This is a genomic window from Agrococcus sp. Marseille-P2731 (assembly GCF_900117395.1).
Lineage (GTDB): Bacteria > Actinomycetota > Actinomycetes > Actinomycetales > Microbacteriaceae > Agrococcus.
Window position 1 is genome coordinate 46,889 of record NZ_FPEG01000003.1, and the last position, 22,065, is coordinate 68,953.

Genomic DNA, 22,065 nt, shown 5'->3' on the forward strand with positions numbered 1-22,065 from the left:
CGCCCTGCCGGATCGCTACGCGCGGCGAGCGCGCGCCGCGACGGCGTCGTGCAGCATGCCGACGACGGCCTCGAGCCGCAGGTCACCGCTCGTGGGCTCGTCACCCGTGGTGCCGTCGATCGCGCGGCCGACGAGGCCCGCCTTCGCGTCGAGCAGCTCGGCGATGCGCGTGTCGATCGTCTGCGCGGCGAGGATGCGCCACACCGTGACGGGCATCGACTGCCCGATGCGGTGGATGCGATCGATCGCCTGCGTCTGCTCGGCGTCGGTCCACGAGAGCTCGGCGATCACCATGTCGGCGGCAGCCTGCAGGTTGACGCCGACGCCCGCGGCCATGAGCGAGCAGACGATGACCTGCACCGACTCGTCGGTCGTGAACGCGTCGATCGCGCGCTGGCGCTGCGTCGGGGTCTGGTCGCCGCGGATCGAGACGGTCTTGATGCCGGCCTTCGCGAGCTTCTGCTCTGCGGTGTCGAGCACGTCGATGTGCTTCGCGAAGAAGACCACCTTGCCGACCGAGTGCGCGAGCTGCGCGGTGTAGTCGGCGGCGAGATCGGCCTTGGCACGACCGATGCGGCGGGCGAGCGCGAAGACGTTCTCGCCCGTGCCGCCCTCCTGCGTCTCGACCTCGCTGCGGGCGATGCGGCGGATGAGCTCGTCGTCGATCGCGGCGTCGTGGTCGGCGGTGCGCTGCAGCAGCGCCGCGTCGTAGCGCCGCAGCATGCGGTCGATCAGGTCGCGCTCGGCAGCGCGGATGGAGCGCACCTCGGTCTCGTCGAGCTCGACCGGGATGTCGGCGATGCGACGAGCGGGGATGTCGCTCGCGACGTCGATCTTGCGGCGGCGCACGATGCCCATGTCGATGACGGCCTTGCGGGCCGCGGGGTAGAACCCGCGATCCATCGGCGTCAGGCCGATCTCCTCCAGGTCGTCCGTCAGCTCGGCGTTCGGCTCCTTCTGGTCGATCCAGCCGAGGAACCGCCAGATCGCCCCGAAGTCCTCGATGTCGTTGATGAGCGGCGTGCCCGTCAGCGCCATCAGCAGCGGGTTGCCGATGCGCTCGCGCAGCGCCGCGGCGATCTGCAGCACGTGCCGCGAGCGCTTCGAGCGCGTGTTCTTGATGAAGTGGGCCTCGTCGACGACCATGCCGCGGAACCCGAAGCGCTCGAGCCAGCTGAGGTGCCGGTCGAGCACCTCGTAGTTCACGACGACGACATCGGCGAAGGCGTCGAGCGCGTCGCCGTCACCCTGGACGACGGCCGCGCGTCGACCGGGCACCCAGCGCTCGGTCTCGCGGGCCCAGTTGATCTTGACGACGCTGGGCGCCACGACGAGCAGGGGGAAGGCGTTCGCGGCCTGCGCTGCCAGCAGTGCCTGCGCGGTCTTGCCGAGACCGGGCTCGTCGGCGAGCAGGAAGGTGCGGTGGCCCTCGCGCGCCGACTGCACGAGCTGCGCCTGGTGGAGCATGAGCTCCTTGCCCCCGGGCGCGATGCGCCGCTGGGGCTCGGGCAGGGGCATGCAGGCGGGCTTGCCGTCGGCCGCGACCTCGAACGAGAGGTAGAGCGGCGACAGCAGGTCGAAGCCGGCGAGCCGATCGCGCTCGGGCTTGCGGCGGATGTGCGAGAAGTCGGGCTCGAGGAACGGCTTCGCCAGCTGCACGCGGCGCACCGACGGCGGCACGACCTGCGGCGCGAGCGGCTCGGAGGACTCGGGCTCGGGTGCCGACTGCTGCTCGACCTCGGGCTCGAGCCCGGCGGCCAGCAGCATCTCGCGCTTGCGCTCCCGCACGGCGTCGGTGATGGGTGCGCCCTCGCCGAGCAGCGGCAGGAGCGTGGGCTCGCGGCTGGCTGCCTTGGCCAGGATCATGGCGATCCCGTCGAGGCGCTTGAGATCCTCGGCGCGCTGCGCGTCGGTCAGCGCGGAGTCGGCGCGCACGCGGGCGCGCTCCTCTCGCGCGAGCATGGCGACGACCTGCAGCTTGACGCGGGTCGAGCGCGATGCCGCGCCCCGCTTGACGCCCGCTTCGACCTGCCGGACGGCGCGGGCGAGCTGCGGGATGAGCGCGTCGCGGTCGCGCGACGGGTGCTCGGCTGATGCGTCCGGCGCGAGGATGTCCGAGGGATCGGCATCCGCCTGAGGCGCATCGATGATCGCGGCGTCTGCCACATGTCCTCCATTCGAGGCGGGGCCGATGTCACGACCCCGGCGTTCATGCTGCGACGAGCGCCCCGCCCGACACGGCTTGCATGTGCGGCGGCGGCCCGACGAGCCGGCGACGGCGGCTGCGGTGCGCGGGATGCCACGATGTGACACCGGCGAGACCGGCGAGCTGACGCCTGCGCACCATGCTACCCCTCGCCCGCCAGATCGCGCGCAAGCCGTGCACAGGTAGCCTGACGCGATGCACCTCACGGACGACGTCGACCGCGGCGCGTGGCTGCGCGATCGGCTCGGCGCCTGGGCGACGGTCGCCGGCGCAGCGGGCACCGGCTTCGAGCGGTACGCACGGCTGCTGCACCCCGTCGGTGCGCGCCGCCTCGATCTCACCACGACCGACGCGTGGGGCCAGCACCCCGTCGCGGAGGAGGCGCAGTGGCCGTGGCGCGAGCTCGCCAGGCGCAACGGCAAGACGATGCATCCGCTCGTGCAGTGGCAGCGCATCACCGACGAGGAGCGAGCGCTCGACTTCGCCGACGGCTGGGGCGCCGAGCAGAGCCGGGACGGCTGGTTCGATCCGGCGCTCATGGCCAGGCTCACCTCGAGCCTGCGGACGCACACGGCGGAGCCCGACGACGTCACGATCGGGGTCTGGAGCGGCTGGGGCACGCCGGCGACCTACGGATGGCTCGTGCCGGAGGACGGCGATGCCGCCGCTGCTGCCGTCGAGCCCGTCGTCGCGGCACAGCTCCGCCGACAGGAGCGGGCGGGCGGCGCCCCCGCGTTCTCCCCTGCGTTCCTGCGGGCGCGCGAGCGCGGACCCCTCCTCCACCTCCCCGGCCGGGACTACGTGCTGCTCGCGGCGGCGCTGACGGAGCTCGCCGATCCCGATTGGGGGTACGGTGCGGGCATCGGCTGGGACCCGCGCTTCGACGGCGATCCATCGCCGCAGCTCGTCTGGTCGGCCGATCGCGCATGGATCGTCGCCACCGAGATCGACTGGGACTCCACGATCGTCGGCGGTCCCGCCGCGCTCATCGCCGAGGTCCTCGCCGACCCGGCCTTCGAAGCCTTCGAGGTGGCCGCCGACGCCGACCTGAGCTGGAGCGGCGACACCATCAACCGGTGACGCGCGGGCGTCACCCCTCGAGCAGCGCCGCGAGCCGGTCGATGGATGCCCGCAGGTTCTCAGCGCGCGTCGAGCGAGCGCGCTCGAGCCGGCTCTCGTCGTGCAGCTCGCTCCAGTCGTAGGTGTGGGTCACGCGCGTGCCGTCGCCCTCGGGCTCGAGCTCCCAGCGCCACAGGTGCCCGATCGGCTGCCCGCCCTCGACGGCCGGCTTCCACGCGATGCGCCGTCCCTCCTCGAACTCGACCACGTGGTTCTCGCGCACGGCACCCTTCGTGAGCGTCATCGCGAAGACGTCGCCGACCGCCAGCACGCGCTGATCGCCGGCCGCCTCACCGAGGTTGTCGTTGCCGTCCCAGGCCGGCTGCCGCGCCGGGTCTGCGATGTGCTCGAAGATCGTCGCCGCGGGCGCCGCGATCACTCGGCTGGCCTGCACGACTCGGGTTTCGCTGGTGCTCATGGGTCGATCCAACCGCACCGGCTCGCGCGGCGCCACGGTGGTCGCGCGCCCGCTGCGCTCGGAGCTCGGTGATCGCGAGGCGCGCCCGTCAGCCGCGCAGCTGCTCGAGCGCCTTCTGGAGGCGGCGCTGCCGCGTCTCCTCCGCCTTCGCCTCGGCGATCGAGCGCGCCATCTCCTTGCGCTTCGAGGGGGCGAGCGCGTCGAAGGCGGCCCTCGCCCGCTCGTCTGCCGCGAGCGCCGCCTCGAGCTCCGGCGCCAGCACGACCGTCCGCTCCGCCGTGTCGAGCGCGATGATCGCCTCCACCTCGTCGCCGTGCTCGACGCCCAGCTCGGCGCGCGCCGCCTTGCTCAGGCCGATCATGCTCTGCCCGCCCATCTGCCCGATGCGCAGGCGCGCGGTGCGCTCGCCGATCGTGACCGTCACGGGTGCGTTGCGCGCACCGCCGAGCGATGCCACCTGCTCCTCGGTGAGGAGGATGCGGGCGGCGGGTGCCGGCTCGACGATGGTGGTGCGGATGCGCAGCTCGCTCATGTGGGCGAGCCTACGACAGCGTCCGCGCGGCACGACCCGCCGAAACGTGCCTAGACTGCAAGGATGCTCCAAGCTGCAGCAGCGGTCGGGCGCATGGAGCCGTACAGCGTCGAGCACCTCGCAGCGCTGGCGCTGACCATCGCGCTCATCGTCGTGCTGCCGCTGCTGATCCGCCGAGCACGTGACGTGCGGCGCGTCGAGCGCTGGCTGAGCGCGGTCGGCTGGGCCCTCCTCGCGGTGACGGTGCTGTGGACGGCGTGGGGGATGCTCCCGCACAACTACGACGTCGACGAGTCGCTGCCCTTCCACTTCTCCGACGCGCTCCGCGTCATCACCGCGGTGGCGCTGATCCGACGCTCGGGCTGGGCGATCGCGGTCAGCTACTTCTGGGGCTTGACGCTCAACCTCCAGTCCATGCTGACGCCTGACCTCACGTACGCCTTCGGCGTGCCCTGGCTCGACTCGGCGATGTACTGGATCCTGCACATCACGGTCATGGTCGCCCCCGTCGTGCTCGTGTGGGGCCTCGGCTACCGACCGACCTGGTTCGGCTACGGCACCGCCTTCGCGCTCGCGGTCGGCTGGGCGGGGCTCGCGCTCGTCGCGAACCGCGCGATCGGCGCCAACTACGGCTACCTCAACGCCGCGCCGGAGGGGCCGACGCTGCTCGACGTGCTCGGGCCGTGGCCGATCTACATCGCCTGGGAGGCGGTGCTCGTCGCCTCGGTGTGGGCGCTCATGACCTGGCCGTGGACGACCAGGCGAGCCATCGCATCCGCCCCCATCGACGACCGCCTCGGCATCGTGCGGCGCAAGCCGCTCGCCTCAGACCGCCCACGGCAGACCGTGCCGCACCACGAACACGACGGCTGAGACGACGGCGAACGCCAGGAAGCTGCCACCCATGATCGGCCCCGTCAGCCGGCTCGACGAATGCGTCGCACGACGGATGCGCGGCAGCGCGACCAGGAGCGCGGCGGCCTGGAGCACCCCGAGGATCGCGTAGGCCGCATCCCCGAAGACCACCGCGAGCGGGATGAAGTGCAGCGCGACGACCATCGCCACCCACCATGCGATCCAGCGCGCCCCTCCCCGGACCGCCAGCACGATCGCGCCGCCCGCGATCAGCACGACCTCGATCGCGACGATCGCGATGTGGCCGCCGAGCCCCTCGTCGAGCGAGCTGGGCGTGCGCCAGCTGCCGATCACCGCGAGCACGAAGGGCACCGCGAGCAGCACGCCGAGCCCGGAGGCAGCGCCAAGGCGCCATCGCCATGAGGCGGGCGGATCCTCCTGCGCCCAACCGAGCCACGCCATGGTCATGACGCCGAACAGCGCGATCGCGGTCGCGTGGTCGCGCAGGAAGTCGGTCAGCATCGTCGCCCCTCGGTCGATGCCCGAATGCTATGCCGCCGAGGCGACCTCCATCTGACCCCACGGGCTGCCGTACTCGCCGAGCATGTCGAGGAACGGCTTCGGCGGCAGCGCCTCGGGCCCGAGCACGCCGGCGCCCGACCAGACGCCCGTCGCGAGCAGCTCGAGGGCGATGACCGGGTTGATGGCCGTCTGCCACACCACGCACTGGTGGCCGTACTCCTCCATCGACCAGGCGTTGTCGACCACGTGGTAGAGGTAGGTCGAGCGCTGCGCGCCGTCCTTGCCGGTGCCGCGCACCCAGACGCCAGCACAGGTCTTGCCCGTCATCACGGGGCCGATCGTCGCCGGGTCGGGCAGGCACGCAGCGACCACGTCGCGCGGGGAGACCTCGACGCCGCCGACGCGCACCTTCTCGGTGCGGTCGAGGCCGAGCGTGTGGAGCGTCTGCAGCACGCCGATGAACTCGGTGCCCAGCCCGTACTTGAAGGTGACGCGCTCGCAGTCGAGCCAGCGCGGCATGAGCAGCACCTCCTCGTGCTCGACGTTGACGCACTCGACCGGGCCGATCCCCTCCGGGAAGTCGAAGACCTCGGGCTCGCTGAAGGCCTCGGTGGTGTACCAGCCGCCGTCGACGGCAGCGCGGGAGCGCTCCCAGATCACCGGCGGGTTGAGGCACTCCTCGATCGTCGTCCAGATCGAGAACGACGGCGCGAAGATCTCGTTGCCCTCGTCGTCGTGCACGGCGAGGTTCGCGCCGTCGCGCGTTCCGAGCTCGTCGATGTGGTCGAACAGCTCGTCGGCGGCATAGCGCGCCAGCACGTTCGACAGGCCCGGCTCGACGCCCATGCCGACGAGCGCGAGGCGGCCCGCCGACTCCCAGTCGCCCGCCTTCGCGAACTGCTCGTCGCCGAGCTTCACGCCCACCTTGGCGTAGGGCTCCTCCGGGTGCCGCGTCGACAGGCTCATCGCCATGTCGAGGTAGTCGGCGCCGGCCGCGAGCGCGCCGTCGAAGATCGGCATGACGAAGCGCGGGTCGACGGCGTTCATCACGTGCGTGATGCCGTGCTCGCGGCAGAGCGCCGCGACCGAGTCGGGGTCGGATGCGTCCACTCGCGCAGCGGTGAAGCGCGCGTCGACGTCGGCGGCGCGCTGGGCGCGGGCCTCGTCGTAGTCGGCGATCACGATCGCCTCGTAGAAGTCGCGGCGGGCCGCGATCGCGGCGAACGCCCCTCCGACGCCACCGGCACCGACCAGCAGGATCCGCATGATGCTCCTCTCGGGGCCAGCGTCGCGGGCGCGAGTCGCGCACACCGCCGACCCTGGCAGTGCCAGACTCTAGCGCAGCGACAGCGGAATCTATAGGCTTCGGCACCAACGGCGACGGATGCATCGCTGCAAGCCGAGCTTGACGCACGAATCCGTCGAATCACTCGTCGCGGGCCTTCGTCGGCCGGCAGCACCAGGAGGAGCGCTCGTGTCCCACGATCCCACCACGACCGCCGCTCCCGACGGCGGCCCGCAGCTCAAGGCGAACGCGATCGGCTTCTTCGACGCCCTCGTCATCGGCCTCGCCTCGACCTCCCCGGCCTACACGATCGCCGCGATCATCGGCGGGCTCGTGCTCTACACCGGCGTGCACGCGCCCGGCGTCATGCTCCTGGCGTTCGTGCCGATGCTCCTGATCGCCTCGGCCTTCTACTACCTCAACACCGTCGACCAGGACTGCGGCACCACCTTCTCGTGGGTCACCCGCGCGATGGGCCCGTGGTTCGGCTGGATCGGCGGCTGGGCGATCACGATGACCGGCGTGCTCATCGTCGGCTCGCTCGCCGAGGTCGGGGTGCGCTACTCGCTGCTCACCTTCGGGCTCGAGGATCTCGCCTACGACCCCGTGCTCATCCGCGTGCTGACGGTGCTGCTCATCATCCTGATGACGGCGATCTGCGTGTGGGGCACCGAGGTCTCGGCCCGCGTCCAGAACGTGCTGATCGTCTTCCAGGTCGTCTCGCTGCTCGTCTTCGCGGTCGTCGCGCTCTGGCAGGTCTTCTCGAACAGCTCGGCCTACGACTCGATCACGCCCTCGTGGGAGTGGCTGAACCCCTTCGGGGGCGGCTGGACGGGCGTGACCGCCGGCCTGCTCCTGGGCGTGTTCGCGTACTGGGGCTGGGAGTCGGCGGTCAACCTCACCGAGGAGACCACGGACTCCTCCCAGGCGCCGGGCAAGGCGGCGATCTGGTCGACGATCGTGCTGCTGGTCACCTACCTCTCGGTCACGATCGCGGTCGTGGCGCTCGCGGGCACCTCGTTCCTCGCCGAGACGGCCGACGAGGAGGACGCGATCTTCCAGGTGATCGCCAGCGACACGATGGGCCCGTGGGCGTGGGTCGTGATGCTGTCGGTCGCGACCTCGGCGATCGCCTCGACGCAGACGACGATCATCCCCGCCTCCCGAACCGGCCTCAGCATGGCGCGGCGCAAGGCGCTCCCGGCGATGTTCGGCCGCATCCACCCGCGCTTCCGCACGCCGGACGTCTCGACCTGGTGGGTCGCGGGCATCGCGATCGCCTACTACCTCGTCGTCGGCATCCTGAGCGAGACGGCGCTGTGGGACACCCTCACCGCGCTCGGCCTGCTCATCGCGTTCTACTACGCGCTGACGGGCATCGCGTGCGCGATCTACTTCCGCAAGCGGCTCACCGCGAGCGTCAAGAACTTCGTGCTCATCGGCGTCGGGCCGGTCGTCGGCTCGCTGATGCTCATCGCGCTGCTCGTCGCCGCGATCATCGACTACGGCAACCCCGAGAACTCCTACAGCGAGACCTCGTGGTTCGGCCTCGGCCCGCCGCTCGTGATCGGCATCGGCATCTTCCTCACCGGCGTCGTGCTGATGACCGTCTGGTACTTCCGGGATCGACGCTTCTGGGAGGAGCGGCCGAGCACCGCCGAGCAGGACATCATCCGCTTCCAGACCGGTGCGCTGCCGAAGGTCTCGACCACGACCGTCCCCGACGAAGGAGCGAAGCGGTGAGCATCATCCTCGGCTACGACGAGTCCCCCGGCGCGAGGTCGGCCCTCGCCGTCGCGATCGACCTGGCGCAGAAGTACGGCAAGCAGCTGGTGATCGTGCACGGCACGGCGCCGCCCTCGAGCCTCGGCGAAGAGCAGCGCAGCCACGCGGATGCGCTGGCGCAGCTCGGGCGCGCGGCCCTCGGTCGCGGCCTCGACGCGGCCCGCGCCGCGGGGGTCGACGCCGTCGTGGCGGAGGTCGCCGCGAAGCCCGTCGACGCTCTGCTCGAGCAGGCCGAGGCGCGCGATGCGAGCATCATCGTCGTGGGCACCTGGGGCGAGAGCCCCCTCCGCGGCGCCATCCTCGGCGCGACGCCCCACAAGCTGCTGCACCTGAGCCGGTGGCCGGTGCTGTGCGTGCCGGCGCCCGGCGAGTGACCGACCCGACCACCTGACGACACCGACGACGAGGACGAACGACATGAGCGCATCCGCCGACCACCTCTGGCTGCACTTCAGCCGCATGGCGGGCGCCGAGCGCGCACCGGTGATGGTGCGCGGCGAGGGAGCCTACGTGTTCGACGACCGCGGCAAGCGCTACCTGGACGGGCTCGCCGGGCTCTTCGTGAACCAGCTCGGCCACGGCCGCGCCGACCTCGCAGAGGTCGCGGCCGAGCAGGCGCGCACGCTGGCGTTCTTCCCGATCTGGTCCTACGCCCATCCGAGCGCGCTCGCGCTCGCCGACAAGCTGGCAGCGCTGGCGCCCGGGGACCTGAACCGCGTCTTCTTCACGAGCGGCGGCGGCGAGGCCGTCGAGAGCGCCTGGAAGCTCGCGAAGAACTACTTCAAGCTCGTCGGCAAGCCCCTCAAGCACAAGGTGATCAGCCGCGCCATCGCCTATCACGGCACCACGCACGGCGCCCTCTCGATCACGGGGCTGCCGCCGCTCAAGCAGCAGTTCGAGCCACTCGTGCCCTCGACCTTCCGGGTGCCGAACACCAACATCTATCGCGCGCCGGTGCACCGCGACGACCCCGAGGCGTTCGGCCGCTGGGCGGCCGACCAGATCGCGATCGCGATCGAGCAGGAGGGTCCGGAGACCGTCGCCGCGGTGTTCCTCGAGCCGGTGCAGAACGCGGGCGGCTGCTTCCCCCCGCCGCCCGGCTACTTCGAGCGGGTGCGCGAGATCTGCGACGAGCACGACGTGCTGCTCGTCTCGGACGAGGTGATCTGCGCCTTCGGCCGGCTCGGCACGATGTTCGGCGCCGAGCGCTACGGGTACCAGCCCGACATCATCACGTGCGCGAAGGGGCTGACCTCCGGCTACGCGCCGCTGGGCGCGATGATCGCGAGCGACCGGCTCTACGAGCCCTTCGCCGAGCCGGGGGCGATGTTCGCGCACGGCTACACCTTCGGCGGGCACCCGGTGGCGACCGCGGTGGGCCTGGCGAACCTCGAGATCTTCGAGCGCGAGCAGGTGCTCGAGCACGTGCGAGCGAACGAGGGCGCCTTCCGCTCGACGCTCGAGCGGCTCACCGATCTGCCGATCGTCGGCGATGTGCGCGGCGACGGCTACTTCTACGGCATCGAGCTCGTGAAGGACAAGACCACCCGCGAGACCTTCGACGAGGACGAGAGCGAGCGCCTGCTGCGCGGCTTCCTGTCGGATGCGCTGTTCGACGCCGGGCTCTACTGCCGGGCCGACGACCGCGGCGACCCCGTCATCCAGCTCTCGCCGCCGCTGATCTGCGACCAGACGCACTTCGACGAGATGGAGCAGATCCTGCGCGGGGTGCTGACCGACGCCTGGGCCCGTCTGTGACCGAGCCCGACGGCATCGACAAGGCAATCATCGCCGAGCTGCAGCGCGACGGGCGCGCCTCCTACGCGGCGATCGCCGACGCCGTGGGGCTCAGCGAGACCGCCGTGCGCAACCGCGTGATGCGGTTGACGGATGCGGGGGTCATGCAGGTCGTCGCCGTCACCGATCCGACCCAGCTCGGCTTCGCCCGCCAGGCGATGATCGGCGTGCGCGCCTCGGGGGCGCTCGAGCCGGTCGCCGAGGCGCTCGCTGCCTTGCCGGAGGTCGACTACGTCGTCATCACGGCGGGCAGCTACGACCTGCTGGCAGAGGTGGTCTGCGAGAGCGACAGCCACCTGCTCGAGCTCGTCTCCGGGCGCATCCGCGCGATCGAGGGCGTGCGCGAGACCGACACGCTCATGTACCTGAAGCTGCAGAAGCAGTCGTATGCCTGGGGCGTGCGCTGAGCGCACTCAGGCATCATCGAGCCATGGCAGCACCCGAGCGCACAGACGACGGCAGGTGGATCATCGTCGACGGGCGGCGGTGGCGCGCAGAGGACCCGACGCTCGACGCGGATGCTGCGGCCCGGCTGCGCTCGCACCTGGGCCGGGCGCGCTCCGCGGTGCGGAACGCCGGCGACGAAGCGGCGCGCGAGGCCGCGCGCGACCGCGTCCAGCTCGCGAAGGAGGGCCTCGGCGAGCGGGGCGACCTCTGGTGGGAGCTGACGCTCGACGAGCGCTCCGGTCGCGCGGCCGACCGCCTCGCGGCCCTGGACGACCTCGCACCCCCGCCCGCCCGCTGAGGCCGGCCTCCTGCCCGCGGAGGTCAAGCGCCGATCAGGCCTGCGCGCCGGTCCCAGCAGCGTCGTCGCGGCCGCCCTGCAGCCGCTCGATGTGCTGCGAGGCCTCGGCCTTCGTGAGGCTCGCGGGGAGCTCTTCGCCGGCCTCGCGAGCGAGCGTGTCCAGGTAGGACCGCTGGGCTCCGGTCATCGGGTCATCGCCGCTCACCCAGTCGGCCGGGTCCTTCTCGACCGAGGGATCGGCGGCGCCCGGCGTCGCCCCGATCGTCTCGCCGGCGTCGGCGGATGCGTCGTGGGGCTCGGGGATCGTCGCTGCAGCCATGGTGTTCCTCCTCCGGCGGTCGCGTGGATCGCGCCCGTGCCGGAACCCTAGCCGCCCCGCCCGGACGCCCGCTCAGCGGCGTCAGCGCTCGATGACCATGCCGCCTTCGACGTGCCAGCGGCGGTCGACGCGGACCGTGTCGAGCATCCGCCGGTCGTGCGTGACGAGCAGCAGCGTGCCGTCGTAGCCCTCGAGGGCCTGCTCGAGCTGCTCGATCGCCGCCAGGTCGAGGTGGTTGGTCGGCTCGTCGAGCACGAGCACGTTGACACCCCGCGCCTGCAGCAGCGCGAGCGCCGCCCGGGTGCGCTCACCGGGCGACAGCTCGCCGGTCGGGCGCCCGACGTGGTCGGCGCGCAGCCCGAACTTGGCGAGCAGCGTGCGCACCTCACCAGAGGCCATCTCCGGCACGAGCGCCTCGAACGCCGCCGCGAGCGGCTGCTCGCCCGTCAGCAGCGAGCGAGCCTGATCGATCTCGCCGATCGCGACGCTCGCGCCCATGCTCGCACTGCCCTCGTCCGGCTCCTGCCTCCCGAGCAGCGCCCGCAGCAGCGTCGACTTGCCAGCGCCGTTGGGCCCGGTGATGCCGATCCGCTCGCCCGCGCTCACCTGCAGCGAGACCGGCCCGAGCGAGAAGGACCCCTGCCGCACGACGGCGCCGCTCAGCGTCGCGACGACCGAGCTCGAGCGGGGTGCCGCGCCGATCGTGAACTCGAGCTGCCACTCCTTGCGCGGCTCCTCGACCTCGTCGAGCCGCGCGATGCGGCTCTCCATCTGCCGCACCTTCTGCGCCTGCTTCTCGCTCGACTCGGTGGATGCCTTGCGGCGGATCTTGTCGTTGTCGGGCGCCTTCTTCATGGCGTTCCGCACGCCCTGGCTCGACCACTCGCGCTGGGTGCGGGCGCGGGCGACGAGGTCGGCCTTCTTGTCGGCGAACTCGTCGTACTGCTCGCGCGCGTGGCGGCGGATCGTCGCCCGCTCCTCCAGGTAGGCGTCGTAGCCGCCGCCGTAGACGCGGTTCGAGCTCTGCGCGAGGTCGAGCTCGAGCACCCGCGTCACGCAGCGGGCGAGGAACTCGCGGTCGTGGCTCACGAGCACGACGCCGCCGCGCAGCCCCTGCACGAACGACTCGAGCCGCTCGAGCCCGTCGAGGTCGAGGTCGTTCGTGGGCTCGTCGAGCAGCACGATGTCGAACCGCGAGAGCAGCAGCGCGGCCAGCCCGACCCGCGCCGCCTGGCCGCCGGAGAGCGCAGTCATCGGCACGCGCTCGATGGGCTCGCCGTCGAAGGCGAGGCCGAGCTCGGCGAGCACGATCGGGATCCGCTCGTCGAGGTCGGCGGCGCCGCTCGCCAGCCAGCGCTCGAGGGCGGATGCGTAGGCATCGGCCGGGTCGGCACCGGTCGCCGCGAGCGCGGGGTCGGCGAGCGCCTCGGCTGCCGCGTCCATCTCGCGCGTCGCGGCTGCGCATCCGGTGCGGCGGCCGATGTAGTCGACGACGCTCTCCCCCTCGACACGCTCGTGCTCCTGCGGCAGCCAGCCGATGAAGGCGTCGGCGGGCGCGAGCGCGACCGTGCCGGCCTGCGGCTCGTCGATGCCGGCGAGGATGCGCAGCAGGGTCGACTTGCCCGCGCCGTTCGCACCCACGACGCCGACGACGTCGCCGGGCGCGACGGTGAGGTCGAGGGAGTCGAAGAGCGTGCGGTGACCGTGCCCACCGGCGAGGCCCTGCGCGACGAGTGTTGCGGTCATCCCACGATCCTCTCAGCAGCTCGCGGGTGCGCCCGCCCCTCGGCACGCTGCGGCAGCGCGCGGCTCAGCTGCCCTGCTCCTCCGAGGACTCGAGCGGGACGGTGCCCGCGCGGATGCCGCGCAGCACCCGCAGCGTGCGCACGACGCGGGGCAGCGCGATGATGAGCAGCCCGCCGAGCATGTTGCACGGGATGACGATGACGAACCACAGGGCGAGGTCGCCGAGCGCGATGGGCGCTCCTGCGAGCATCGCGCCGAAGATGACGATCGCGTTCAGCGCCCCGTGCAGCATGCCGAAGCCGATCACGAGCAGGCCAGAGATCATGCACGTGATCGCCGTCACGACGTCGTTGGACGTGCCCTGCTGCATCCGCGTGGAGAGCGTGATGGTCGCGCCCGCGAGCAGGGCGAGCGCGATCATCACCGGCAGCGACGGCTGATCCATGTAGGCGAGCGCGGAGTCGATCATCGTCTGGTGGTAGCCGGGCAGGCCGACGACGACGATCGCCATGAAGCCGAGGCCGCCGAGCAGGTTGGTGATGAGCGTCACTCCCCACAGGCGCAGGATCTGCATCCACGTGCCCTGCCCGGCGATCACCGCGTTGAGGGGCAGCAGGAACTCCTCGGTGAAGAGCTCGGAGTGCGCGAGCTTGAGCGCGAGCAGCCCGACGCCGAACGCCATGCCCGCGAGGATGTCGGAGTCGGTCGCCTGCTTGACGAGCACCATCGCCAGGATGCCGAGGCCGACGTCGACGCCGCCGAAGAAGCCGGTGACGATCAGCTCCGGCCACTTGCGGTTCAGCCGCTCGGAGCCCTTCACCACGGTCATGACCGCTTCGTCGAGCAGCGCATCCTCGATGTCGAGATCGCTGTCGCCGAGCTTGCGCCGCTGCTCGCCCTCGTCCATGGGCACAGCGTACGGATGCGGCGCTGGGTGTCGGGCAGCGGGTCCGACGACTGCCACCCGGCGGCCAGGCTCGCCTGCGACGATCGAGGCATGTCCCCCACGAAGCAGCCCGAAGGAGGCGGACGCGAGGACATGGGCGCGAACGATGTCGAGATCCCGCTCTCCGGCAACGACGAGATCGTCATCCGAGACCGCTACGAGACGCTCAGCATCCTGAACGACGTGCTGATCGGGATCCTGTTCGTCGTGGGCAGCGTCCTGTTCCTCTCGGAGTCGACCTCGGGCGTGGGCACCTGGTTCTTCGTCGTCGGCAGCGCGCAGTTCCTGCTGCGACCGGTCATCCGCCTCTCGCGCCGCTTCCACCTCAAGCGGTTCGGGCCCGAGCGGGATCGCTCGGACCGCGGCGGCGATTACTGACCTCGCCTCCAACGCCCACCGCCACGGACCCGGTCGCCGTGGCAGCGCTACGCTGGCGGGATGACGGCCTCCCGAGCCACGCAGATCGCAGCGCGGCGGCTCGAGGTCGTGGAGCAGCTCGCGTCGCTCGAGCAGGAGCTCGCCGAGCTGCGCAGAATGCGCGAGCGACTGCACGACGATGACGAGCACGATCCCGACGGCGTCTCGCTCTCCTCCGAGTGGTCGCGCCTGGAGGGGCTCCGGCGCACGCAGCTCGATGCGCTCGCCGCCGTCGACGCGGCCGCCGCGCGGCTCGCATCCGGCCAGGCCACCGTCTGCAGCGTCTGCGGCGGGCCCATCTCGCCCGAGCGCCTCGAGGCGCGCCCCGACGCGACCACCTGCATCGACTGCGCTCGCTGACCAGGCGCGGCTGGGCAGTTCTCCCCATGCCGGGTGCACCGTGCGGGCGCTGAGCCGTGGTGGGATGGACCCATGGTGATCTGGCGTGGCTGGGGTGTGTTGGCGTTCGTCTACGGTGCGCTGGCGATGATGCTGTTCGCCGGTCTCGCGAGCACGCTCGTCGAGGAGGCGATGCTGCCCTTCTCGATCGCGCTCGGCCTCGCGAGCGCGGCCGGAGCCACCTGGTTCACGGGTCAGGCGCTGAACGTGACGGTCCCGCAGCGCAAGATCGACGCGTGGTACGAGCCGCGCGCGAACCAGCTGGCCGAGCTCGTGGCCTCTGGCCGCTTCATGATGGGCCCGGGTCAGCCGCCGCCCGCGTCGATGGCCGAGGCCGAAGCGCAGAGCGAGGCGCTCCTCGAGAGCGAGCTCCAGGCCGCGCGACGCTCGCGCAACGGCCACACGCTCTTCTTCATCCCGATGCAGTACTGGGCCTTCATCTATGCCGCCGTCGCGGTGCTCGTGCTGATCATGGGCGTCGTCGGCTCGATGCAGTGAGCTCCGCGAGCCTCGAGCCACCGGCGAGCGAGCTGCGGATCGACGGCGCAGCCGTGCACGGCATCGCCGACCTCTACGCTCAGCTGAACACCCTGCTCATGGCAGACGAGGAGTGGGAGCTCGGCCCGAGCCTCGACGGTCTCCACGACGTGCTCCACCGCTTCGACCGCGAGCCGGTCACGCTGGTCTGGGAGGACAGCGCGCACAGCCGCGCCGCGCTCGGCGTCGACGAGACCCGCCGGTGGCTGCAGGCGAAGCTCGACCCGACCGGCCGCTTCGACCGGGCGCGCATCCGCGCTGACCTCGAGGCGCTCGAGTCGGGCACCGGCACCACCTACTTCGAGCTCGTGCTCGAGGTCTTCGCCGAGCACCCGGCGATCGCGCTCGAGCTCCGCTGAGCTCGGGTCGCTCCACCCCGTCCGCCGAGTGCGCCACACTCGTGGGATGGACGATCTGCACGTGCCCCCGGCGCCCGGCGCGCCGCAGGGCCTGCGGGTGCCGGCGGCCGAGCTCCTCGAGCAGTTCTCCCGATCGTCCGGCCCCGGCGGTCAGGGCGTCAACACCGCGGATTCGCGCGTGCAGCTGAGCCTGGACCTCGCGACCACGAGCGCGCTCGACGACGCACAGCGCGAGCGGGCGCTCACTCGCCTCGCGGCGCGCCTGACGGGCACCGTGCTGACGCTCAGCGCCTCCGAGCACCGCTCGCAGCTCGACAACCGGATGGCCGCGCGTCGCCGGCTCGCCGCGCTGCTGCGCGATGCTGTCGCCCCGAGCAGGCAGCGACGAGCGACGCGGCCCACCCGCGGCGCGCAGCGTCGACGGCTCACCGCGAAGCGCGAGCGCGGCGAGACGAAGCGCAACCGGCGTCCGCCGCCGCACGATTGACCGCGCCCGGGCTCGGGCGTTCGGCGCCTCAGCCGTCCGAAGGCTCCGAGCCTTGCAGCTCCTGCGCGAGCATCACGATGATCCCGCTCGGGCCGCGCAGGTAGGTGAGCAGGTAGACGTCCCGGTAGTTCGCGACGCCGCGCAGCGGATGGCAGCCGTGCGTCGCCGCGATCGCGAGCGCCGCGTCGAGGTCGTCGACCGAGAAGGCCACGCGGTGCATGCCGATCTCGTTCGGCAGCGTCGGCTGCGTGGGGATCGCCGCTGGGTGGAGATACTCGAACAGCTCGATCCGGCCGTGCCCGTCGGGGGTCTGCAGCATCGCGATCTTCGCGTGGTTGCCGTCGAGCCCGACTGCGGTGTCGGTCCACTCGCCGCTGACGGTGTCGCGACCGATCTCGGCGAGGCCGAGGTCGGTGAAGAAGGCCACGGCGGCCTCCAGGTCGTCGACCGCGATGCCGACGTTCTCGAGCGTGATGGCCATGGGCGTCACGCTAGTGCCCGCGCCCCGCGCAGTCGAGGCCGCTCGTGCTGCCCGCGTCACCCGCCGAAGCGCGCGACCACCGCATCCGCCGCCCGTGCCCCCGCGACGAGCGCGCCCTGGATCGACGCGGTCTCGCGGTGGTCGCCGGTGACCAGCACCCGCTGGCCCCGCCACTCGGGCCCCCGGTCGATCGGGCCCGGCGGCTGCGCCGGCACGGCGTGCGGGATGACGTGGTGCGCGAGCACCTCCCACCGGTGGGTCGGGGTCGCGTAGATGCGGGCGAGGTCGCGCCGCACCTCGGCCTCGGTCGCCATACCGTCGGGCCGGCTGAGCAGCGTCGTCGCGTGCACGAGGTGCTGCCCGGGCGGTGCATAGCTGGGCGCGACCTGCGAGATCGCCGAGGTGTTGACGATCGGACCGCGCGGCCCACCTCCCTCGGCAGAGGCGTCGAGCACGAGGAATCGGCCGGTGCGCGGCTCCCCCGTCGCGCGGAACCACCAGGTCGTCAGCCCGTGCGTCGTGGGCGTCGTCTCGGGCGTCGTCGACGCCGTGAGCTGCGCGACGTGCTGCGGCCCGACGGCGACCACCGCTGCCCGCGCGGTCAGCTGGCCGGCGTCGGTCTCCACCGCCACGGCATCGCGTCGCTCGCGCAGCTCGCGTGCCGACGTGCGCAGCCGAACGGGCGCGCGGAGCGTCGCGGCCAGCTGCTCGGGGAACGCCTGCATGCCGCGTGCCGGAAGCCCGGGCGCGCCCAGCGCGAAGGAGCGCAGCAGCAGCCGCACGTAGTTGGCCGAGGCGCCGCCCGAGTCGTCGGCGAGCACTCCGGCGAGGAAGGTGTCGAGCACGTCGCGCCGCAGTCGGCCCGTCAGCCCCACGCGGTCGAACGAGGCATGCAGCGCCTCGTCGCTCGCGGCGCGCGAGGCGACGCTCGGCCGCAGGAGCGTGGGCCCGGCCCAACGTGCGAGCGCGACGAGGTCGGATGCCGGGGTCGCATCGCTCACGAGCGTCGCGAGGGCGAGGCTCGGGTGCCGCAGCGGATGCGCGAGGCGCGTGACGCGGGCTCCCCTGCGCACGATCGCGCCCACGGTGAAGCGCTGGAGGTCGAGCGCCTCGAGGTCGACCGCGCGACGCACCGCGGGATACGCGGGGTTGAGCACCTGGAAGCCGCGGTCGAGGCGGAAGCCGTCGACGGTGTCCGTTCGGATCCTGCCGCCCACCGCATCCGCTGCCTCGAGCACGATCACGCTGTGCCCGCGTCGCTCGAGGAGGCCGGCCGCGCGGAGGCCGGCGAGGCCCGCCCCGACGACGATGACGTCGGCATCCATCAGCGCCCCACCAGCCCGAGCTCGTAGGCGAGGATGACGAGCTGCACGCGGTCGCGCGCGCCGAGCTTGCGCAGCAGCCGGCCGACGTGGGTCTTCACCGTCGACTCGGAGAGCACGAAGCGCGCCGCGAGCTCGTCGTTCGAGTCGCCCTCCGCGATCGCGACCAGGAACTCGCGCTCGCGCGGCGTCAGCACGGCGAGCGCCGCCTCGTCGCGCTCGGCCTCGCCTGCGGCCGGCGCGCTCGATGCGAAGCGCTCGAGCATCCGCCGGGTGACCGTCGGCGCGAGCGCCGCGTCTCCCGCGTGCACGGCGCGGATCGCGGCGAGGAGCTCTGCGGGTCGCGCGTCCTTCAGCAGGAACCCGCTCGCGCCGGCGCGCAGGGCCGCGTAGGCGTACTCGTCGAGGTCGAAGGTCGTGAGGACCAGCACCTTCGGCAGCGGGCCCGCGGCACTGATGCGCTCGGTCGCGGCGATGCCGTCGAGGCCGGGCATCCGCACGTCCATCAGCACGATGTCGATGCCGCCCCGCGCCGCGAGCGCCACGGCCTCGGCACCGTCGGACGCCTCCGCGACCACCGCGACGCCCTCCTCCGCCTCGAGGACCATGCGGAACCCGAGGCGCACGAGCGACTGGTCGTCGACGATGGCGATGCGGATGGTCATGGAGCTCCAGTCTCGCTGAGGGTGACGGCGACGCGCCATCCACGCGGCGCCCGCGGGCCGGCGTCGACGAGGCCGTCGAACATCGCGGCGCGCTCCCGGATGCCGATGATGCCGCGCCCGGCGCCCATGGTCGTCGCGGGGGCGCCCGAGCCGTCGTCGAGCACCTCGAGCCGCACCGTGCCGCCCTCGTGCCGCACGTGCACGTCGACCTGCCGCGCATCCGACGCGTGGCGCAGCACGTTCGTGAGCGCCTCCTGCGCGATGCGATGCACCGTCAGCGCGAGCGGCTGGTCGTCGATGGCCGTCCCCGAGGTCGCGAGGCTCACGGGCATGCCCGCGTCGCGGAACGAGGCCACCAGCGCGTGCAGGTCGCCCGACGCGGGCTGCGGCGCGAGCGCGGGATCATCGCCGGGCTCGCGCAGCACCCCGAGCAGGCGTCGCATCTCGGTGAGCGACGAGCGCCCGGTGTCGGCGACGCTGCGCATGGTGGCGCTCGCGCGCTCCGGGTCGCGCGCGGCCTGCGCGGCTGAGCCCTCCGCGAGCGTCACCATCACCGTCAGCCCGTGGCTGACGACGTCGTGCATCTCGCGAGCGATGCGAGCGCGCTCGGCGGCGACCGCGAGGCGCGCCCGCTGGTCGCGGTCGCGGTCGAGGTCGGACGCGCGGGCGATCAGCTGGTCGACGTAGGAGCGTCGGGCTCGCGCCGAGATGCCGAGCAGCACCGCCACGGCGTAGGACGAGATCGCGAGCAGGTTCACCGACACCAGTGGGCCGACCATCGCGGGCTCGAGCGCCGGCAGCACGGCGGTCGCGATCACGGAGCAGACCGCGGCGATGGCGACGGCGAGCCACGCCCGCAGCGCCCGCGCGTGCGCGCCGACGGAGAACAGCGCGACGTAGAGCGCGAGCGCTGCCCCGGCCGAGGCCTCGAAGGGCACGCTCGAGAGCAGTGCGCAGACGACGCTGACGAGCAGCGGCAGGCGTCGGCGCCAGAGCAGCGCCGCGCCGGCGGCGATCGCGACGGCGATCATGCCGAGCCCCTCGCCGAGCAGCGGGGGCTCCCAGGCGTCGAGCGCGGCGCCGATCGCGAGCACCGCGCCGACCGCGATGGCCGGGAGCTGCGGGCAGATCGCCAGCAGCCAGTCGACGAGGCGCGGATGCGCGAGGCCGAAGCGCCGGAGCACCCCGGGCGGTCGCGGCATGCGCACGAGGCCCCCCGCGGGATCGCGGGAGGCCTCGTGGGTCGTGCTCACGTGGGCTGAGCCTACGCGTCGCGGCGCAGCATCGCGGCGGCGGCGCCGAGCAGCGCGACCGCGGGCCAGGCGGCGGTGACGGCGAGCGCCCGCCAGAAGTCCTCACCCGGCTCCGCGCCCGGCAGCGACATCGTGAGGCCCGCGTTCGGCAGCAGGTAGGGCGAGGCCTCCTGCACGAACTCGAAGGGGACCAGGCCGACGACGGTCGGCAGCACCAGCAGCACGCCGAGCGCGATGGCGATGGCGCCGGCGCCCGAGCGGACGAGCGCGCCGATGGCGAGCGAGAAGACCGTCAGCAGCGCGAGGTAGGTGGCTCCGCCGAGGATCGCGAAGGGCGCGTCGAGGCCGATGTCCATCGCGTCCAGCTCGAGGCCGAAGGCGAGCGCGACACCGATCGTCGAGGCCATGCCGATCGCGAGCGCGATGCCGCTGGCCACGAAGGCGATGAGGCCGAGCACGAGCGCCTTGGCGCCGAGCACGGGGAGCCGCCGAGGCACCGCGGTGAGGCTCGAGCGGATCTGCCCGCTGCCGTACTCGCCGGTGATGGCGATGACGCCCAGCACGGCGAAGACGAGCTGCGAGACGAGGAGGCCGGCGGTGCCGAGCGCCGCGACCGGCATGTCGGCGAAGGCGCCCTGCTCGATCGCGCCCTCCGGAGCCGTCGCCAGCGTCGCGAGGCCCGCGAGCGCGCCGAGGCCGGCGGTGATGACGACCGCGATGGCGATGGCCCAGCCGATCGAGCGGACGCTCGTGAGCTTCACCCACTCCGAGCGCAGGACGCCCGCGAAGGTGACGCGGTGCTGCGAGGGGCGGAAGGTGGCGCGGCGGGACTCGGCCTCTGCCGCGCTGGTGGTGGTGGTCATCGGAGCGCCTCCGTCCGGTACTCGACTGCGTCGTTGGTGAGATCCATGTAGCGCTCCTCGAGCGTCGCCCTGCGCGGCGCGAGCTCTTCGAGGCCGATGCCGTTCGCGACCGCGATCTCGGCGATGCGCGGTGCGGGGAGGCCGGAGACGTCGACGGCGTCGGGGGCGACCTGGGTGACGGTGACGTCGGGGCCGGCGAGCAGCTGCGGCAGGCGGTCGACGCCGGAGCCGCGCACGTGCACGTGCTGCGTGCCGCGCTGCGTGAGCATCTCGTCGATCGACTGGTCGGCGAGCACTCGCCCGCGGCCGAGCACCACGACGCGGTCGGCGACCTGCGCCATCTCGCTCATGAGGTGCGACGAGAGGAGCACGGCGCGCCCCTCCCCCGCGAGCGTGCGCAGCAGGCGGCGCACCCAGGCGACGCCCTCGGGGTCGAGCCCGTTGACCGGCTCGTCGAGGATCAGCGTGTGCGGGTCGCCGAGCAGCGCCGCGGCGATGCCGAGTCGCTGGCCCATGCCGAGCGAGAAGCCGCCGACGCGCTTGCGCGCCACAGCCTCCAGCCCTGTCTGCTCGAGCACCTCCCGCACGCGGGCCTTGCCGATGCCGTGGGTGGCGGCCATGCCGAGCAGGTGCCGCTCCGCCGTGCGGCCGGGGTGCCACGCCTTCGCGTCGAGGAGCGCCCCGACCTCCGACAGCGGCGAGCGCAGCTCGCGGTAGGGCACGCCGGAGACGGTGACGGATCCCTGGTCGGGCCGGTCGAGGCCGACGATCATGCGCATCGTGGTGGACTTGCCGGCGCCGTTCGGGCCGAGGAAGCCGGTGACGAGGCCCGGGCGGACCTCGAACCCGACGTCGTCGACCGCGACCTTCGCGCCATAGCGCTTCGTGAGGTGCTCTGCTGTGATCATGCATCCAGCCTGGCGCGCACGCCGCGCGAGCGCGTCAGCCCGGGGGTGGAACCGTGCGACCGCGCCCTGGTACCTGGGTACGACGGCGCGCCGCGCATC

Annotated in this window: 26 protein-coding genes; 12 read left to right on the forward strand and 14 right to left on the reverse strand. The window is 72.6% G+C overall.

Annotated elements, in window-relative coordinates:
• Positions 1-15 precede the first annotated feature (15 nt).
• Positions 16-2,166, reverse strand: coding sequence for a DEAD/DEAH box helicase (locus tag BQ6202_RS08365; RefSeq protein ID WP_442855766.1), 2,151 nt, complete (start codon positions 2,164-2,166; stop codon positions 16-18).
• A gap of 235 nt (positions 2,167-2,401) precedes the next feature.
• On the opposite strand from BQ6202_RS08365, the gene BQ6202_RS08370 reads away from it, so the two are divergent.
• Positions 2,402-3,286 (forward strand): hypothetical protein, encoded by an 885-nt coding sequence (locus tag BQ6202_RS08370; protein WP_072314052.1) that lies wholly within the window; start codon positions 2,402-2,404, stop codon positions 3,284-3,286.
• A 10-nt stretch (positions 3,287-3,296) separates the two neighbouring features.
• Here BQ6202_RS08370 and BQ6202_RS08375 read toward each other — a convergent pair whose 3' ends face one another.
• Together BQ6202_RS08375 and BQ6202_RS08380 are read right to left on the reverse strand one after the other, a co-directional pair.
• Entirely contained in the window at positions 3,297-3,743 is a 447-nt protein-coding gene (locus BQ6202_RS08375; RefSeq protein WP_072314053.1) for an SRPBCC family protein, read from the reverse strand.
• An 88-nt stretch (positions 3,744-3,831) separates the two neighbouring features.
• A complete protein-coding gene (locus BQ6202_RS08380; protein ID WP_072314054.1) occupies positions 3,832-4,275 on the reverse strand; it encodes a YdeI/OmpD-associated family protein in 444 nt (147 codons plus the stop codon).
• A 63-nt stretch (positions 4,276-4,338) separates the two neighbouring features.
• Between BQ6202_RS08380 and BQ6202_RS08385 the strand changes: the two genes are divergently transcribed.
• Complete coding sequence (locus BQ6202_RS08385; RefSeq protein ID WP_143143701.1) at positions 4,339-5,148, forward strand: YwaF family protein; 810 nt, start codon at positions 4,339-4,341, stop codon at positions 5,146-5,148.
• Here the strand turns inward: BQ6202_RS08385 and BQ6202_RS08390 are convergent.
• Both BQ6202_RS08390 and BQ6202_RS08395 read right to left on the reverse strand, forming a co-directional pair.
• Positions 5,101-5,652, reverse strand: coding sequence for a hypothetical protein (locus BQ6202_RS08390; RefSeq protein WP_072314056.1), 552 nt, complete (start codon positions 5,650-5,652; stop codon positions 5,101-5,103). The two genes, BQ6202_RS08385 and BQ6202_RS08390, sit on opposite strands and share 48 nt — an antisense overlap.
• Positions 5,653-5,679: 27 nt before the next feature.
• Positions 5,680-6,918 carry a saccharopine dehydrogenase family protein gene (locus tag BQ6202_RS08395; protein WP_072314057.1) on the reverse strand — a complete coding sequence of 413 codons (1,239 nt, stop codon included), beginning with the start codon at positions 6,916-6,918 and terminating at the stop codon, positions 5,680-5,682.
• 208 nt (positions 6,919-7,126) lie between these two features.
• Between BQ6202_RS08395 and BQ6202_RS08400 the strand changes: the two genes are divergently transcribed.
• Genes BQ6202_RS08400 through BQ6202_RS08420 form a run of 5 tightly spaced genes read left to right on the forward strand, consistent with a single transcriptional unit; the run spans position 7,127 to position 11,264 of the window.
• Entirely contained in the window at positions 7,127-8,680 is a 1,554-nt protein-coding gene (locus BQ6202_RS08400) for an APC family permease (protein WP_072314058.1), read from the forward strand.
• Entirely contained in the window at positions 8,677-9,096 is a 420-nt protein-coding gene (locus tag BQ6202_RS08405; RefSeq protein ID WP_072314059.1) for a universal stress protein, read from the forward strand. Before BQ6202_RS08400 ends, BQ6202_RS08405 begins: the two co-directional genes overlap by 4 nt.
• 43 nt (positions 9,097-9,139) lie before the next feature.
• Positions 9,140-10,480: an aspartate aminotransferase family protein gene (locus tag BQ6202_RS08410; RefSeq protein ID WP_072314060.1), complete on the forward strand. Its 1,341-nt coding sequence runs from the start codon at positions 9,140-9,142 to the stop codon at positions 10,478-10,480.
• Positions 10,477-10,926 (forward strand): Lrp/AsnC family transcriptional regulator, encoded by a 450-nt coding sequence (locus BQ6202_RS08415; RefSeq protein ID WP_083587146.1) that lies wholly within the window; start codon positions 10,477-10,479, stop codon positions 10,924-10,926. The genes BQ6202_RS08410 and BQ6202_RS08415 overlap by 4 nt, the downstream gene beginning before the upstream one ends.
• 23 nt (positions 10,927-10,949) lie before the next feature.
• A complete protein-coding gene (locus tag BQ6202_RS08420; RefSeq protein ID WP_072314061.1) occupies positions 10,950-11,264 on the forward strand; it encodes a biopolymer transporter Tol in 315 nt (104 codons plus the stop codon).
• Positions 11,265-11,298: 34 nt separating this feature from the next.
• Here the strand turns inward: BQ6202_RS08420 and BQ6202_RS08425 are convergent, their stop codons facing one another.
• The 3 genes from BQ6202_RS08425 to BQ6202_RS08435 form a co-directional block, all read right to left on the reverse strand.
• Positions 11,299-11,583, reverse strand: coding sequence for a DUF3072 domain-containing protein (locus tag BQ6202_RS08425; RefSeq protein ID WP_072314062.1), 285 nt, complete (start codon positions 11,581-11,583; stop codon positions 11,299-11,301).
• A gap of 81 nt (positions 11,584-11,664) precedes the next feature.
• Positions 11,665-13,329: an ABC-F family ATP-binding cassette domain-containing protein gene (locus BQ6202_RS08430; protein WP_072314063.1), complete on the reverse strand. Its 1,665-nt coding sequence runs from the start codon at positions 13,327-13,329 to the stop codon at positions 11,665-11,667.
• A gap of 64 nt (positions 13,330-13,393) precedes the next feature.
• Complete coding sequence (locus BQ6202_RS08435; protein WP_072314064.1) at positions 13,394-14,236, reverse strand: formate/nitrite transporter family protein; 843 nt, start codon at positions 14,234-14,236, stop codon at positions 13,394-13,396.
• Positions 14,237-14,326: 90 nt separating this feature from the next.
• Between BQ6202_RS08435 and BQ6202_RS08440 the strand changes: the two genes are divergently transcribed.
• From BQ6202_RS08440 to arfB, 5 genes are all read left to right on the forward strand, one after another.
• The gene (locus tag BQ6202_RS08440; RefSeq protein ID WP_083587147.1) at positions 14,327-14,653 is read left to right on the forward strand and encodes a YrhK family protein; all 327 of its coding nucleotides are present in this window, start codon (positions 14,327-14,329) and stop codon (positions 14,651-14,653) included.
• Positions 14,654-14,713: 60 nt separating this feature from the next.
• A complete protein-coding gene (locus tag BQ6202_RS08445) occupies positions 14,714-15,052 on the forward strand; it encodes a TraR/DksA family transcriptional regulator (RefSeq protein WP_072314065.1) in 339 nt (112 codons plus the stop codon).
• Positions 15,053-15,124: 72 nt separating this feature from the next.
• Positions 15,125-15,589, forward strand: a complete 465-nt coding sequence (locus BQ6202_RS08450) for a hypothetical protein (RefSeq protein WP_072314066.1) — start codon at positions 15,125-15,127, stop codon at positions 15,587-15,589.
• Complete coding sequence (locus BQ6202_RS08455; protein WP_072314067.1) at positions 15,586-15,987, forward strand: barstar family protein; 402 nt, start codon at positions 15,586-15,588, stop codon at positions 15,985-15,987. Before BQ6202_RS08450 ends, BQ6202_RS08455 begins: the two co-directional genes overlap by 4 nt.
• A 46-nt stretch (positions 15,988-16,033) precedes the next feature.
• Positions 16,034-16,474 (forward strand): alternative ribosome rescue aminoacyl-tRNA hydrolase ArfB, encoded by a 441-nt coding sequence (gene arfB / locus BQ6202_RS08460; RefSeq protein WP_072314068.1) that lies wholly within the window; start codon positions 16,034-16,036, stop codon positions 16,472-16,474.
• Positions 16,475-16,502: 28 nt separating this feature from the next.
• Here arfB and BQ6202_RS08465 read toward each other — a convergent pair whose 3' ends face one another.
• From BQ6202_RS08465 to BQ6202_RS08490, 6 genes are read right to left on the reverse strand one after another with little or no spacing between them, the layout of a single operon-like run.
• The gene (locus BQ6202_RS08465; RefSeq protein ID WP_072314069.1) at positions 16,503-16,955 is read right to left on the reverse strand and encodes a VOC family protein; all 453 of its coding nucleotides are present in this window, start codon (positions 16,953-16,955) and stop codon (positions 16,503-16,505) included.
• A gap of 56 nt (positions 16,956-17,011) precedes the next feature.
• Positions 17,012-18,280, reverse strand: a complete 1,269-nt coding sequence (locus tag BQ6202_RS08470) for an NAD(P)/FAD-dependent oxidoreductase (RefSeq protein ID WP_072314070.1) — start codon at positions 18,278-18,280, stop codon at positions 17,012-17,014.
• Positions 18,280-18,942 carry a response regulator gene (locus BQ6202_RS08475; protein WP_072314071.1) on the reverse strand — a complete coding sequence of 221 codons (663 nt, stop codon included), beginning with the start codon at positions 18,940-18,942 and terminating at the stop codon, positions 18,280-18,282. Before BQ6202_RS08475 ends, BQ6202_RS08470 begins: the two co-directional genes overlap by 1 nt.
• Positions 18,939-20,195 carry a sensor histidine kinase gene (locus BQ6202_RS08480; RefSeq protein ID WP_083587148.1) on the reverse strand — a complete coding sequence of 419 codons (1,257 nt, stop codon included), beginning with the start codon at positions 20,193-20,195 and terminating at the stop codon, positions 18,939-18,941. The genes BQ6202_RS08475 and BQ6202_RS08480 overlap by 4 nt, the downstream gene beginning before the upstream one ends.
• 11 nt (positions 20,196-20,206) lie before the next feature.
• The gene (locus tag BQ6202_RS08485; protein WP_072314072.1) at positions 20,207-21,058 is read right to left on the reverse strand and encodes an ABC-2 transporter permease; all 852 of its coding nucleotides are present in this window, start codon (positions 21,056-21,058) and stop codon (positions 20,207-20,209) included.
• A complete protein-coding gene (locus BQ6202_RS08490) occupies positions 21,055-21,966 on the reverse strand; it encodes an ATP-binding cassette domain-containing protein (protein ID WP_072314073.1) in 912 nt (303 codons plus the stop codon). The genes BQ6202_RS08485 and BQ6202_RS08490 overlap by 4 nt, the downstream gene beginning before the upstream one ends.
• Positions 21,967-22,065: the final 99 nt, after the last annotated feature.

Excerpts from the sequence above, each read along its gene's own strand:
- BQ6202_RS08465 (WP_072314069.1), bottom strand. The coding sequence starts at position 16,955 with ATGGCCATCACGCTCGAGAACGTCGGCATCGCGGTCGACGACCTGGAG.
- BQ6202_RS08390 (WP_072314056.1), bottom strand. The coding sequence starts at position 5,652 with ATGCTGACCGACTTCCTGCGCGACCACGCGACCGCGATCGCGCTGTTC.
- BQ6202_RS08440 (WP_083587147.1), top strand. The coding sequence starts at position 14,327 with ATGTCCCCCACGAAGCAGCCCGAAGGAGGCGGACGCGAGGACATGGGC.
- BQ6202_RS08430 (WP_072314063.1), bottom strand. The coding sequence starts at position 13,329 with ATGACCGCAACACTCGTCGCGCAGGGCCTCGCCGGTGGGCACGGTCAC.
- BQ6202_RS08450 (WP_072314066.1), top strand. The coding sequence starts at position 15,125 with ATGGTGATCTGGCGTGGCTGGGGTGTGTTGGCGTTCGTCTACGGTGCG.
- BQ6202_RS08445 (WP_072314065.1), top strand. The coding sequence starts at position 14,714 with ATGACGGCCTCCCGAGCCACGCAGATCGCAGCGCGGCGGCTCGAGGTC.
- BQ6202_RS08420 (WP_072314061.1), top strand. The coding sequence starts at position 10,950 with ATGGCAGCACCCGAGCGCACAGACGACGGCAGGTGGATCATCGTCGAC.
- arfB (WP_072314068.1), top strand. The coding sequence starts at position 16,034 with ATGGACGATCTGCACGTGCCCCCGGCGCCCGGCGCGCCGCAGGGCCTG.
- BQ6202_RS08425 (WP_072314062.1), bottom strand. The coding sequence starts at position 11,583 with ATGGCTGCAGCGACGATCCCCGAGCCCCACGACGCATCCGCCGACGCC.
- BQ6202_RS08470 (WP_072314070.1), bottom strand. The coding sequence starts at position 18,280 with ATGGATGCCGACGTCATCGTCGTCGGGGCGGGCCTCGCCGGCCTCCGC.
- BQ6202_RS08435 (WP_072314064.1), bottom strand. The coding sequence starts at position 14,236 with ATGGACGAGGGCGAGCAGCGGCGCAAGCTCGGCGACAGCGATCTCGAC.
- BQ6202_RS08490 (WP_072314073.1), bottom strand. The coding sequence starts at position 21,966 with ATGATCACAGCAGAGCACCTCACGAAGCGCTATGGCGCGAAGGTCGCG.
- BQ6202_RS08410 (WP_072314060.1), top strand. The coding sequence starts at position 9,140 with ATGAGCGCATCCGCCGACCACCTCTGGCTGCACTTCAGCCGCATGGCG.
- BQ6202_RS08375 (WP_072314053.1), bottom strand. The coding sequence starts at position 3,743 with ATGAGCACCAGCGAAACCCGAGTCGTGCAGGCCAGCCGAGTGATCGCG.
- BQ6202_RS08370 (WP_072314052.1), top strand. The coding sequence starts at position 2,402 with ATGCACCTCACGGACGACGTCGACCGCGGCGCGTGGCTGCGCGATCGG.
- BQ6202_RS08380 (WP_072314054.1), bottom strand. The coding sequence starts at position 4,275 with ATGAGCGAGCTGCGCATCCGCACCACCATCGTCGAGCCGGCACCCGCC.
- BQ6202_RS08475 (WP_072314071.1), bottom strand. The coding sequence starts at position 18,942 with ATGACCATCCGCATCGCCATCGTCGACGACCAGTCGCTCGTGCGCCTC.
- BQ6202_RS08385 (WP_143143701.1), top strand. The coding sequence starts at position 4,339 with ATGCTCCAAGCTGCAGCAGCGGTCGGGCGCATGGAGCCGTACAGCGTC.
- BQ6202_RS08395 (WP_072314057.1), bottom strand. The coding sequence starts at position 6,918 with ATGCGGATCCTGCTGGTCGGTGCCGGTGGCGTCGGAGGGGCGTTCGCC.
- BQ6202_RS08485 (WP_072314072.1), bottom strand. The coding sequence starts at position 21,058 with ATGACCACCACCACCAGCGCGGCAGAGGCCGAGTCCCGCCGCGCCACC.